This is a genomic window from Maribellus sp. YY47 (genome assembly GCF_023111095.1).
Taxonomy (GTDB): domain Bacteria; phylum Bacteroidota; class Bacteroidia; order Bacteroidales; family Prolixibacteraceae; genus Draconibacterium.
The window spans coordinates 152,992-165,678 of record NZ_JALGYW010000002.1; the positions used below are offsets into that span (position 1 = coordinate 152,992).

The following is a 12,687-nucleotide window of genomic DNA, read 5'->3' on the forward strand; positions in this document are numbered from 1 at the left end:
ATTTATGATTCAAGGTTTTTAGAAATGATCTGCTTTTTTTGCTTTTTATTGCGGTCGAACACAAAATCAATTTTCCCAACCATTAATCCACCCCACCAGGCCTGGTTTACAATCACCGGCTCTCCGGCTTTGTTTTTCTCCACCAATGGTTCTTCGAGATAAGTATGTGTATGGCCGCCAATAATCAGGTCAGTCATAGACGTTTCGGCAGCCAGCACCATATCGCTCACTTTATTGTTTTTGTATTGAAACCCGATATGCGACAAACAAATCACCAGGTCGCATTTCTTTTCGTGTTTCAGAAACGACTCCATTTCAAGCGCCACCTGAAGCGGATCGTGATAAACGGTATTTCCGAAATTCCTTTTACTCACCAGTCCGTCGAGTTCAACTCCCACGGCATAAACGCCAATCTTAATTCCCTTGCGGGTAAATATCTTATAGCGGTCGAATTTGCCGTTTAAAAGCGTGTCTGAAAAATCGTAATTCGAATTAATAATCGGGAACTTTGCATTGGGTAGTGGGTCGTAAATTCCTTTTAAACCATTGTCGAACTCGTGATTACCAATTGTTCCCAAATCGTAGCCGACAGCGCTCATCACCTTCAGCATCAGTTCACCTTTATAATAGTTGAAATACGGCGTTCCCTGAAACATATCACCGGCATCGAGCAAAAGCGTATTGGGATTTTCGGCCCGTTGTCGCTTTACCAATTCTGAAATACGCGCCAGCCCGCCTTTGTTGGCATAACGTTCGTTGCTGTCGCTAAAGGGTTCGATGTGGCAATGCATATCGTTGGTGTGCAGAATCGAGATCGTAACAAAATCATCGCTGGCCAGCAATTCGAAGGGGGTAAGTCCAAAACCAATCCCCACCGATCCTGCAGCTATGTTTCGCATAAAATGTCGTCTATTCATTACTAATCCTCCCATCCAGTGTTACATGTATTGTTTCGTGGTTCTTTTGTTTGGCTTCCAGGTTCTGAATAATCAGTTCCCGAATCAACAAACCGGTGGTTTTATAATCGAGGCGTTGTTTCAGCACTTCCAGTCCATCGCCGCCACCGGCCACGTAATCGTTGGTGACCAGCCAGTAGGCTTTCCCGGCATCAAAATCCTGCCCTCCGATTTTTATATCCACCGCTTTTCCGTCCGAAATTTTTAAGCGAACGCCTCCCACGCTGTCGCCCCCCTTCCGGGCAATGTAATCCAGAAACTCCTTCATAGTGTTACCGTCGAGTTTCAAATACACCAGTTCGTTTTCAAACGGCATCAGCTCGTAGACTTTTCCTACAGTAATATCGCCTTTGGGCAACGATGTTCTGATTCCTCCGTAATTGAAGAACGATACCGACGGCACTATGTTTTCCGTCTGGGCCAGCTCTGTTTTGCCGGCTTCTTCGAGCAAAAGATCGCCCAGAAAATTCGTCAGCAAACTTTCGGGTTTATCTTTCTCCATTTCCGATTCGGAATAAGAAATCACGCGGTTCATGTCTTTATCGAGCAGATTTTTGTAAGGAAGATAAAGACGAATGATGTTGCTGTCCAGCGGATTTGTGGCCTCCGCTACCGGAATGTTCCTTGTCTCTGTTCCGGTTTGAACCAGGGGAGCCCTACAGGATATAATGACAGCAAGTAAAGTTATTAACAGAGTGTGGCTGATAGAATGTCGCATAAACAAAAGAAATTTATGTGCGTTACCTTTATTTTAGCATGAAACTCGTTTACTGTAAACAGAAATAAACTTGATATGTTTAAGGCAAACTTACATATAAAATCACTTGTAAAGGTTATCTATTTAATAATTTTGGCTACCGTTTTTTGGGGCCAGCCAGCCTCTGCACAGACCAAGGAAGTAGTGGCAGAAAAAGGCGACGGTATTTTCCGTTTGCTCAAACGTTACGGGCTTCCGGCAGCTGATTACATGCAGGATTTTATCACACTGAACAAGGACGCGCTGGGGAAAGACAATACGCTGATAGCCGGGGCAAAATACAAGCTTCCGGACACAGCAAACACAGTAAGCGATGTTCCGGATCAACCGGTGGCAGCAAAAACGGGTTTACGAACCGAACGGCACGAAATATTTGGCAAGAAATACGAAAATGTGGTCATCGAGAGCGAACAGTTAAAGGGAGCTGTTTACTACCTGATGTCGGGTCACGGTGGGCCAGATCCGGGAGCGCTGGGCAAATACAACAACCACCTGGTAGCCGAAGACGAATATGCTTACGATGTTACGCTCAGACTGGCACGAAACCTGATTTCGGAAGGGGCAACAGTTTACATGATCACCATCGATCCCAACGACGGTATCCGCGACGACAGCTACCTGAAAGTGGACAAAGACGAGGTTTGCTACCCCCGGCTTACTATTCCGCTCAATCAAATCAAGCGTCTTAACCAACGTTCTGATGCGGTAAATAAGCTTTATGTGAAAAACAAGGGAGCTTTTCAGCGTATGGTGGCCATTCATGTCGATTCGCGCAGCAGGGCCGAAAATATCGATGTGTTTTTCTACCACGATAAACGCAGCGAAACCGGAGAAAAAGCCGCCAAAATATTGCAGCAAACTTTTGCCCGGAAATACCAGGAACACCAGCCCGGACGTGGATATGGAGGAACCGTATCGGAAAGAAACCTGTATGTGGTAAAAAATACCTACCCGCCGGCAGTGTACATCGAGTTGGGCAATGTCAACCATCAGCGCGATATTCAACGTCTGATTATTTCGGCTAACCGTCAGGCACTGGCCAACTGGTTGTACGAAGGACTTGTTCAGGATTTTAAGACCAACAAGTAGAACTTCACTTTTGGAAAATATTCTCAGGCAATAAATTCGATTTAATCATGATTACCGAAAGTTATTCTTCTTACTTTTAAGGTAGAAAATTAACACCATGGCTAAATCATATCTGCTCCTGCTTATTGGATTTGTTCTGATGACAGCATGCACTCAAACCTCCACCGAGAAAAATCAGCCCAATTTCCTTTTTATTTTTGCGGATGATCTTACTTATGAAGGCATCCATCGACTTGGAAACGACGAAGTAATTACGCCCAACCTCGATAAATTAACCGAAACGGGAGTAACCTTTACCCACTCGTACAACATGGGAGGCTGGAACGGCGCAGTTTGTATCGCCAGCCGGGCCATGCTGAACACCGGGCGATACCTTTGGAGAGCAAAGTCGGCGCAAAGTAATTATCCGCAAATGAAAAATCAGGGGCAGTTCTGGAGTTTGCTTCTGGAAAAAGCGGGGTACGAAACCTACATGACCGGGAAATGGCATGTAGCCATACCTGCCGACAGCCTGATTATGCACGTAAGAGACATTCGCCCGGGAATGCCCAAAAGTGTTCCGGAAGCCTACAACCGTCCGCTTTCCCCGTCGGATACCACCTGGTTGCCATGGTACACGCAATACGGCGGCTACTGGGAAGGTGGAAAACACTGGAGCGAAGTGGTGGGCGATAATGCCATTGATTTCCTGAATATGGCCAAAGTGAGTACAAAGCCCTTTTTTATGTACCTCGCCTTTAATGCACCCCACGATCCGCGCCAGTCACCCAAAAAGTATGTGGACATGTATCCGCTGGAGAACATCAAAGTTCCTGAAAATTACCTGGAATTGTATCCCTACAAAGACAGCATCGGCTGCGGCCCCGACCTCCGCGATGAAAGACTGGCGCCGTTTCCAAGAACCGAGTACTCGATAAAAACACACCGGCAGGAATACTATGCCATTATTTCGCACATGGATGAACAGGTTGGGCGAATTATCGCTCATTTAAAAGAAACCGGCCAGGACAAAAACACCTATATTCTTTTTAGCGCCGACCACGGGCTTTCGGTGGGGCATCATGGCCTGGTTGGAAAACAAAACATGTTCGATCCCAGCATGCGGGTTCCGTTGATCGTGGTTGGTCCGGATATCCCGGGAAATGAGAAACGCGACATGCAGGTTTATCTTCAGGATATCATGGCAACCACCCTGGATCTGGCCGGAATTGAAAAACCGGAATACATTGATTTTAATAGTCTGATGCCCTTTATCAATGCTGAGAATGATGCAGGGAACGAAGTTTACGGCGCTTATATCGACTTACAACGAATGATTCGAACCGACCGGTACAAACTGATCGTGTACCCGCGCGTTCCGAAAATCCTGTTGTTTGATCTTGAAAACGATCCGCTCGAAACCATTGATTTATCGGATCAACCGGAATTCAGCGAAATAAAAATGCAACTTATTTCCCAACTAAAAGATCAGCAAAAACGGATGGAAGATCCCCTGGATTTACACGCTTATTTTCCTGATTTGTTCTGAAACAAAGTAAACCCATATCGACACAGGTTGTTTCTATGAACAAATATGAGACACGAAAAAAACATAATTCTTTTTGATGGCGTGTGTAATTTATGCAACCGATCGATTGACTTTTTGCTAAAAAGGGATAAGCAGAATCTGTTTTACTATGTTTCCCTCCAGTCGGATGAAGGCAAAAAACTAATTGATCGGTATAGAATACCAAAAGAAACAGATTCGGTCATTCTGATCAAAAACGGGAAAGTTTTTACGGAATCGAATGCCGTCGTTGAAATCGGAAGAATGTTGCCTTTTCCGTGGAACGGAGCAGTAGTTTTAAAAGCTATACCGCAAGCCTGCAGAGACGGGGTTTACCAATGGATTTCGCGCAACCGTTACCGGTGGTTTGGGAAACGTACAAGCTGCAGGATTATCCAAAACTGAATTCATCGTTTTCAAAGTCGCGGTAAAGTTTTGATAATTCACCCATCCACTTACTGATTCGTTGAATAGCTTCTGTGGTATCGAGCGAGATTTCCTTTTTTTGCATTCGTAACAACAAGAATCCATAAACCGCTGTAATGCCAATCTCGACGTCGCTTTGAGCTGTGGGGTTTTTCTGACTGAGTTCCCGGATCAGGCCTGCAACCGTTTGGAAAGTTTGCACATATGCCGGTTCCTTCTTCGTTTCCATAAGTTTCAGATGAAACTCGTTTACATCGCTTATCAGGTTTTTCAGAAACTGCAGGTGCCCTTTTTCCCTGATCTGCTCGCGCTCCATCATCAAAATCAGGTTGGCATACCAATCTGTGATCGCAGCCTTTGTTTTGTCGTCGGCTTTATAGCTGCTTACCAGGCGCTGCTCTATCTGGTTCATGTCAAGTTTGAACGCTCTGATTAAATCTTCCACCTGGTAGAGGTACAAAATGTACTCTACTATATTTTCTTTCCTTTTTTGTTTGGCTACCAGCATAACTTAAGTTTAAAGTTCAGTGTTCAAAGTTTAGAGTTCAGCGTTTCAGTGTTCAAAGTTCAGACTACTGTGATGCCGTATTACCGAAAAGCTCATGGTTCGCAGCTAATTTTAGCATTCTGGCATTTATGCATTCAAGCATTCTCTCTCCCTCAATCCTTCAGTCCCTCGAGCCTTCAGCTCTTAATCCTTCAGCTCTTAATCCTCCTCATCCCACCAGTCAAAGAATTCGTCCAGATCGCGCCGGTCTTTCTTTGTAGGGCGGCCGGTCCCCTTGTCGCGTACGCTCCAGCGCATATGTTTCTGCATTTCGATCAGGTCGAGCTCTTCCTGTGGTGTAATGTCTTCAGCAAAATCGAAAACAAGCTTGGCTCCCATGCGTTTCTCCGTCAGGTCGAGCACCTTAAAAGACCGGGTAATCGGTGATTTGCGGACCTTAACGGTTTCACCTTTGTGGATTTCGCGCGAAGGTTTTACGTGCTGGTCACCCACCGAAACCTGTCCTTTCCGGCATGCTTCGGTAGCCTGACTACGGGTTTTAAATATCCGTACAGCCCATAACCATTTGTCTATTCTCACGCCTGCTGCCACACCTGTTATTTTTTGTTGTAAACATTCATAGTACGATCCACCCCGATTGTTCCAAAACTCTGAATAATTTCAATACAATCGTTGAATTTAAAAGGAAGTTCTTTTAGCTCCTCCTTGCCCCACTCCCCTAAAACGTAATCTACCTGGAAACCTTTTGGAAAATCATCGCCGATTCCAAATCGCAGGCGTGCATAATCGTTGCGTCCCAACACCTGGTTGATATTTTCAAGCCCGTTATGACCGCCAGCACCACCTTTGGAGCGTACCCGAATGGTTCCGAAAGGCAAGGCCAGATCGTCGACCAAAACGAGCAGATTTTTAATATCGATGTTTTCCTTTTGCATCCAGTAATTTACGGCCCGTCCACTCAGGTTCATGTAAGTGGTGGGTTTCAGTAATACAAAAGTCCGGCCCTTGAACTTGTATTCAGCTACAAATCCGTAACGGCTATCGTTAAAACTAATATTGGACGCCTCAGCGAGTGCGTCCAATATTTGAAAGCCAATATTATGGCGAGTATTTTTGTATTCTGGTCCTATATTACCGAGACCGGCAATTAAGTACTTCACACAATAATCTTTAAAGGTTTATTCTTCGCTTGCAGGAGCTTCTTCTGAAGTTTCTTCTTCTTCATCATCATCATCTGCAACCGCCAATGCAGCACCGGCAGCTGATCTTGCAGCCCTTGTCATTGCAACGCTAACAATAACGTTTGACTTAGGATCAAGGAATTCAACTTTATCCGATTTCAGGTCGGCAACTTTAATACTTTGTCCCAATCCTAATTTGGTAACGTCGATATCGATCGTATCAGGCAGGTCAGTAGAAAGCGCTTTTACTTTCAAACGACGCAGGTTGGTGTTCAGTTTACCCCCAACTCTGATACCTTTAGCGTGACCAGAGATTTTAACAGGAACAGCCACTTTAATTGGCTTGTCTTCTGCAATCTGAAGGAAATCGACATGTAGAATAACTTCTTCTACCGGATGCCATTGAATATCCTGCATGATTGCTTTGTAGCTTTTGCCATCAATTTCAAGGTCAATCAAAAATACGTTAGGCGTATAAATCAACTGACGCATTTCTGCGAAATCAACTGAGAAGTGAATTGGAGTCTCGCCACCGTACAATACAGCAGGAGCTTTCTCTTCTGCGCGAAGTTTTTTAGCATCTTTTTTACCCAGGGAAGTACGCAAATCCCCTTTAATAACAACTGATTTCATTTTTAATAATTTACGTTAATAATTATGGTACTCAGTCCTTCCGTCAGCTGACGGACAAACAGCATGCATAACTATATGCCTCTGCTTTCGGAAAAAGCGGTGCAAAAATAAAAATTATTTATAATATAACGAACTTATTGACTGATTTTTATACACCCTGCGAATAGCTTCGGCAAAGGCATCGGCAGTTGAGATGTATTTGATCTTACTGCTTCCGGCTTTGGGCTTAATCGAATCGGTAAAATACACTTCTTCCAGCTCCGATTTTTCAATGCGCTCAACCGCAGGCCCTGAAAGCACACCGTGAGCTGCAAAAGCCCTTACTGTACGAGCACCTTCCTTTTTCATCAGGTTGGCAGCCTTGGTGATGGTTCCCGCAGTATCAATGATATCGTCCACAATAATCACATCCTTGCCTTTTACTTCACCGATCAAAGTCATATTGCCCACTTCATTCGGACGTGCACGAGTTTTATGACAAATCACGATACCCGTTTCCAGCATTTTTGCATAGGTATTGGCACGTTTGGTTCCACCCACATCGGGCGAAGCAATCACTACATCTTTCAGTCCCATTTTTTCGATAAAAGGAACAAACAAAGTGGATGCATATAAATGATCGACCGGGACATTAAAAAATCCCTGAATTTGGTCAGCATGCAAATCCATGGTTATCAACCGATCGACACCTGCAGTAGAAAGCAGGTCGGCCACTAATTTGGCGCCAATCGAAACCCGGGGCTTATCTTTGCGGTCCTGACGTGCATATCCGAAATACGGAACAACTGCAATTACTTTATACGCGCTGGCCCTTTTGGCAGCATCAACCATTAGCAACAATTCCAACAAATTATCGGCTGTTGGCGGAGTTGACTGAACGATAAAAACATGTGAACCGCGAATGGTTTCCTCGTAACAGGGTTCAAACTCGCCATCGGCAAATACCGGGCACGACGAATGTCCCAAATCAACATCCAGACTGTCGCAAATTTTTTCAGTTAAGTATCGGGTGGCTCTTCCTGTGAAAATTTTTAGTGGGTGATTTTTCATTCCCTATAGTTTTTTATTTGAATCCGATTAGGAATATGCCGCAAATTTATAACTTTCACTCCAAACTGTTGACTAAAGAAACAGATTTAGAAAGCTGACAAATTACAAATCTCAGGCATTCTTGTTTACATGATCAATATAAGTTAGTATCTCTTCCTTACCGAGTCCGGTCTCCGACGATGACACCATGTAATGAGGCATCACCTCCCAGCTCTCAAACATTTTTTCTTCATAAGCTTTCAGATTATTCTCCAGCTCAACGGGTTTTAGCTTATCCGATTTTGTAAATACAATGCTGAACGGAATCTGACTAACGCCGAGCCATTCCATAAAATCGAGGTCGACTTTTTGTGCCGGATGACGCGAATCAATCAGCACAAACAGGCAATACAGGTTTTCCCGTTTCAGGATGTAATTCCGGAGCATTTTTTCCCATTTCAGGCGTTCGGCTTTTGGAACCTGTGCGTATCCATATCCGGGCAGGTCGACCAGGTACCATTCCTTATCAATCAGAAAATGATTGATCAACCGGGTTTTCCCGGGTTTGCCCGAGGTTTTGGCCAGTGTTTTTTTGTTGGTCAGCATATTAATCAAAGAAGACTTACCCACATTTGAACGGCCAATAAAAGCATACTCCGGCCGATCGGCTGCCGGACATTTTTCGACATCAGTATTGCTTACAATAAACTGAGCTTCTTTGATCTCCATAGAAAATAATTGAATGAATACTTAAGTTATGAATTTTTCTGCTACTTAATGTACACTTCAAGCAGTTTCACTTTTTTTGATTTTGGTTTTAACTGTATCGATTCGAGGCTGGCCGGAATTAAAACGGTCTCTCCCATTTCAACACTTTCGCTTCCGCCTTCTGTTACAATTTCAAAACATCCTTCCAGGGTCATGTAAATTACAAACGAATCGAAGGAATTGTAATCTTTATCCAGATCGCGGTCAAACTCAACAATATTGGTCGTAAAATACGGGCAACTCACCAACTCTACGGCCTGGTTCAGTTCGGTATTGTATTTTGTTTTGTACTCGCTCGAATAAGAATAATCAATCGCATCGAGGGCCAGTTCGGTGTGCAATTCGCGTTCGTTCCCTTTGTCGTCTTTTCGGTTGTAATCAAAAATCCGATAGGTTACATCCGATGTTTGCTGAATTTCGGCCACCAGGCATCCTTTACCAATTGCGTGTACACGCCCAGCCGGAACAAAAAAAACATCGCCCACCTCGGCTTTGTCGTAATGAAGTATATCAGTTAGCTTGCCCGAATTGACGTATTCAAGGTACTTTTCACGATCCACGGGCTGATTAAAACCGGAGTTGATCAAAGCGCCATCGGCGGCACCGGCTACGTACCACATTTCGGTTTTCCCGTAGGCATTGTGCCTTTCTTTCGATAGTTTATCGTTGGGATGAACCTGGATGGAAAGATCGTCCTGGGCATCGATGAATTTGATCAGCAGGGGAAATTCCTGTCCGAATTTTTCATATACTTTATCGCCCACCAGGTCGCCCATATATATTTCAACAATCTCGTTCAGGTCGTTTCCTTCCAGAAAACCATTGCTTACCACCGAAATATTTCCTTCAACACCCGAAATTTCCCAGCTTTCGCCACAATTGGGCAAATTGCCGTAATCTTTGTTCAGGATGGTGCGCATACGGTCGCCGCCCCAAATCTTTTCGTGAAATATCGGTTTGAATTTTATGGGATATAAACTGCTCATGTATTCTCGTTTTTTGGATGATTAACCAAATTCGGCAAATCCGGATTAAAATGCAAAAATCAGAAATTGAAATCGACAGCAGCCCGGGCTTCCACAACTTCACGGGCAAAATCAGTGACTTTCACATGTTCGGGATGTACTGCATAACTATTCAGATCTTCAATACTTTCGAAATGTGTAATCAATGCCAGGTCGAAGCTTTTTGCCTCCAGTTCGTAGTTTTCGCCTACCTCGATGTGTTTCAATACATCAATCTTTCCTTTGAGTCCCAATAACATCGACTTGAACTTTTCGATGATCAGAACCTTCTCTTTTGCAGGACAGGCTTTCAGTTTAAAAAGAACGACATGATTAATCATTGCTGTCTATTTTTTGTAAATTGTGCTTTTAATGCTGCGAAATTAGTGTTTTCTTAGCACAAAAAATTAATCTTTCCGTAGTGTTTTGGAAAGATAACAATTAATTAGAGGACCATGCTGATCATTGGTATCGCCGGAGGAACCGGATCGGGAAAAACAACAGTTGTTCGAAAAATATGCGAACAATTCTCAAAAGACGAAGTTGCGGTGCTTTCGCACGATTCTTATTATTTCGACAACAGTCATTTACCTCTTGAGGAAAGACGCAAAAAGAATTTTGACCATCCCGACGCAATCGAATTCGACCTGATGATTGAACATGTGAAAGAACTGAAGGCCGGACAAGCGATTGAAGAACCGGTATATTCGTTTATTACCTGCACCCGGCAGGAGGAAACCCACAAAGTAAATCCCAGACAGGTACTGATTATCGAAGGAATATTGTGCCTCACCAATGAAGCCTTGCGTAATTTAATGGACATCAAGGTGTATGTGGATTGCGATTCCGACGTTCGCCTCGCCCGGGTAATTCACCGCGATATTAAAGAACGGGGCCGTGACGTGGAACAGGTGCTTACACGCTATCACCACACCGTTCGTCCGAGCCATTTACAGTTTATCGAACCCTCTAAAAGGTATGCCGATATTATTATTCCTCAGGGAGGGAAAAATAGGATCGCCATACAAATCCTGACAAATCATATTCTGCAAACACTAAATAATCAGTGATGTTACACAATATAAACATCGAAGATATTCTATTCATCGATATCGAAACGGTGCCTCTTGCACCCGAGTACACTGAACTTACCGAACGCTGGAAAGAATTATGGGAACATAAAATGCAGTTTCAGATCAGCGCCGGCGAACCTGCCGATGCCTTGTATGAACGAGCGGGGATTTATGCCGAGTTCGGACGAATTGTGTGTATTTCTACGGGCTATGTGGTTCAGAAAAAAGGAGAACCACATTTTAGGGTGAAATCGTTTTACGATGAAGACGAAAAACTGCTGATTCAGAATTTTTTCAATGCCCTGCATCGTTTTTCCAAGGCAGGAAAACGCAGGCTTTGCGCCCACAACGGACAGGAATTTGATTTCCCTTACATCGCACGCCGGGCCCTGGTTAACAACATCAATCTACCAAAAGTGCTCGATATTGCGGGAGCAAAACCCTGGGAAGTAAAAGACATTTTGATCGACACGCTTCAGTTGTGGAAATTTGGCGATTACAAGCATTATACTTCATTGTCATTACTTTGTGAACTCTTTAACATTCCAACACCCAAAGACGATATTGACGGAAGTCAGGTGGCTAAAGTGTACTGGGAAGACAAAGACCTTGACCGTATTATCATGTATTGCGAAAAAGATACCTTAGCCGTAGCCAATCTTTTACTGAAATACAAAGGCGATCCGATTATCCCGTTCGAAAACCTTGAAAGCGTTTAAATATCTTTCATTATTTTATTCAGAACATTTCCCAACCGGTAACCGGCTTTTTGAATCTGTTTAAAAACAACAGGGCTAAACTGGTAATAATAAGGGTATCCGTAATTTTTGTCGCCCAGATTATCATAGATCATTTGGGTACACGCATGGGTTTCATCAATCCATTGGGTAACGGAAGCATCCCAAAGCGTGGTTAACTCTGTTGCTGTTGGTTGTCCGGCAAAACGAGAAAGTTCGGTATAACTCAAACGGCTGTAGTCGATCATGTCTTCGTCCCACAGGTAGTGCAGGTTGGTGTCTTTTTTAAACCATTTCACGTCTACTTTATTCCCGCCCAAATCTTCGGCCAGTCCCACATGCATGGGCTGATGTGCATCTCCTACCAGGTGAATAATAAATTTCAGGGCAGCAGCTCTTTCCTCAACCGAAGCGTTGGTATCTTTTACCCGGGCCACCATTTCATCAAAAACCGTAACGAGATCGCCTCGTTCGTTTACTTTCGCCTCCAAATACTTTTCATCGAATCCCATGTTTACGTAATGAGGCAATCGGGCAAGCGGGTTTTCACGCTCCGAACGCACATCATCCGCATAGGTGGCATACAAAGGCAGATAACTGTCGCCCAGTATTTTTTCAATTTTCTTTTTCGTGCTTTTATTCAGTTGATGGTAGGCAATTTCGGCAATTGCCCGATGACCGGTACTTCCCCATGCGCCTGCCTGCTGCCAACCCAATACGAATAAAACTACGACAATGATATGGTATTTTGCATTCACGATCTTTTGTGCCTTCATGATTTCTTCCTTTATATTTATCTATTAGTCAAATAATCCATTTTATCCTACAAATCAGCCCTTCTAACTTACTGACAATTAAAATACACTATCATTCAATGGGAAAACAAAACGTTTAGTTTAACGTAATGTTCTCAATCGGGTAATTTTTCCACATCTCGTTATGAAACTGCACCGGTACCATCGAATCGCCGGGAGCTTCTC

At 43.8% G+C, this 12,687-nt stretch carries 16 protein-coding genes; 5 read left to right on the top strand and 11 right to left on the bottom strand.

Annotation, left to right across the window (positions count from 1 at the left end):
* Positions 1 to 2: 2 nt before the first annotated feature.
* Together MR764_RS02090 and MR764_RS02095 are read right to left on the bottom strand one after the other, a co-directional pair.
* Positions 3 to 899, bottom strand: coding sequence for a metallophosphoesterase (locus MR764_RS02090; protein ID WP_247977732.1), 897 nt, complete (start codon positions 897 to 899; stop codon positions 3 to 5).
* Positions 900 to 909: 10 nt separating this feature from the next.
* Positions 910 to 1,674, bottom strand: coding sequence for a 5'-nucleotidase C-terminal domain-containing protein (locus tag MR764_RS02095; RefSeq protein WP_247977733.1), 765 nt, complete (start codon positions 1,672 to 1,674; stop codon positions 910 to 912).
* Positions 1,675 to 1,806: 132 nt separating this feature from the next.
* Here MR764_RS02095 and MR764_RS02100 point away from each other — a divergent pair, with 132 nt between their 5' ends.
* The 3 genes from MR764_RS02100 to MR764_RS02110 all read left to right on the top strand — a co-directional run bounded on the left by MR764_RS02100 (position 1,807) and on the right by MR764_RS02110 (position 4,753).
* The gene (locus tag MR764_RS02100; protein WP_247977734.1) at positions 1,807 to 2,802 is read left to right on the top strand and encodes an N-acetylmuramoyl-L-alanine amidase; all 996 of its coding nucleotides are present in this window, start codon (positions 1,807 to 1,809) and stop codon (positions 2,800 to 2,802) included.
* A gap of 97 nt (positions 2,803 to 2,899) precedes the next feature.
* A complete protein-coding gene (locus MR764_RS02105) occupies positions 2,900 to 4,330 on the top strand; it encodes a sulfatase-like hydrolase/transferase (protein WP_247977735.1) in 1,431 nt (476 codons plus the stop codon).
* A gap of 45 nt (positions 4,331 to 4,375) precedes the next feature.
* On the top strand, positions 4,376 to 4,753 hold the full coding sequence (locus MR764_RS02110; RefSeq protein WP_247977736.1) for a DCC1-like thiol-disulfide oxidoreductase family protein: 378 nt from the start codon (positions 4,376 to 4,378) through the stop codon (positions 4,751 to 4,753).
* Here the strand turns inward: MR764_RS02110 and MR764_RS02115 are convergent.
* The 8 genes from MR764_RS02115 to MR764_RS02150 all read right to left on the bottom strand — a co-directional run bounded on the left by MR764_RS02115 (position 4,740) and on the right by MR764_RS02150 (position 10,238).
* A complete protein-coding gene (locus MR764_RS02115; RefSeq protein ID WP_247977737.1) occupies positions 4,740 to 5,282 on the bottom strand; it encodes a DUF4924 family protein in 543 nt (180 codons plus the stop codon). The two genes, MR764_RS02110 and MR764_RS02115, sit on opposite strands and share 14 nt — an antisense overlap.
* A 198-nt stretch (positions 5,283 to 5,480) precedes the next feature.
* On the bottom strand, positions 5,481 to 5,873 hold the full coding sequence (locus MR764_RS02120) for a S4 domain-containing protein (protein ID WP_247977738.1): 393 nt from the start codon (positions 5,871 to 5,873) through the stop codon (positions 5,481 to 5,483).
* A 5-nt stretch (positions 5,874 to 5,878) separates the two neighbouring features.
* A complete protein-coding gene (gene pth / locus MR764_RS02125) occupies positions 5,879 to 6,442 on the bottom strand; it encodes an aminoacyl-tRNA hydrolase (RefSeq protein WP_247977739.1) in 564 nt (187 codons plus the stop codon).
* Between the two features lie 18 nt (positions 6,443 to 6,460).
* Positions 6,461 to 7,096: a 50S ribosomal protein L25/general stress protein Ctc gene (locus tag MR764_RS02130; RefSeq protein ID WP_247977740.1), complete on the bottom strand. Its 636-nt coding sequence runs from the start codon at positions 7,094 to 7,096 to the stop codon at positions 6,461 to 6,463.
* A gap of 114 nt (positions 7,097 to 7,210) precedes the next feature.
* Positions 7,211 to 8,146: a ribose-phosphate pyrophosphokinase gene (locus MR764_RS02135; protein WP_247977741.1), complete on the bottom strand. Its 936-nt coding sequence runs from the start codon at positions 8,144 to 8,146 to the stop codon at positions 7,211 to 7,213.
* 111 nt (positions 8,147 to 8,257) lie between these two features.
* Complete coding sequence (gene yihA, locus MR764_RS02140) at positions 8,258 to 8,854, bottom strand: ribosome biogenesis GTP-binding protein YihA/YsxC (protein WP_247977742.1); 597 nt, start codon at positions 8,852 to 8,854, stop codon at positions 8,258 to 8,260.
* Positions 8,855 to 8,895: 41 nt separating this feature from the next.
* The gene (locus MR764_RS02145) at positions 8,896 to 9,879 is read right to left on the bottom strand and encodes a type I phosphomannose isomerase catalytic subunit (protein WP_247977743.1); all 984 of its coding nucleotides are present in this window, start codon (positions 9,877 to 9,879) and stop codon (positions 8,896 to 8,898) included.
* Positions 9,880 to 9,938: 59 nt separating this feature from the next.
* Complete coding sequence (locus tag MR764_RS02150) at positions 9,939 to 10,238, bottom strand: Dabb family protein (protein ID WP_247977744.1); 300 nt, start codon at positions 10,236 to 10,238, stop codon at positions 9,939 to 9,941.
* Positions 10,239 to 10,352: 114 nt separating this feature from the next.
* On the opposite strand from MR764_RS02150, the gene udk reads away from it, so the two are divergent.
* Together udk and MR764_RS02160 are read left to right on the top strand one after the other, a co-directional pair.
* Complete coding sequence (gene udk / locus MR764_RS02155; protein ID WP_247977745.1) at positions 10,353 to 10,967, top strand: uridine kinase; 615 nt, start codon at positions 10,353 to 10,355, stop codon at positions 10,965 to 10,967.
* On the top strand, positions 10,967 to 11,689 hold the full coding sequence (locus MR764_RS02160) for a ribonuclease H-like domain-containing protein (RefSeq protein ID WP_247977746.1): 723 nt from the start codon (positions 10,967 to 10,969) through the stop codon (positions 11,687 to 11,689). The genes udk and MR764_RS02160 overlap by 1 nt, the downstream gene beginning before the upstream one ends.
* Here MR764_RS02160 and MR764_RS02165 read toward each other — a convergent pair.
* Complete coding sequence (locus tag MR764_RS02165; protein ID WP_247977747.1) at positions 11,686 to 12,483, bottom strand: S1/P1 nuclease; 798 nt, start codon at positions 12,481 to 12,483, stop codon at positions 11,686 to 11,688. The two genes, MR764_RS02160 and MR764_RS02165, sit on opposite strands and share 4 nt — an antisense overlap.
* Positions 12,484 to 12,687: the final 204 nt, after the last annotated feature.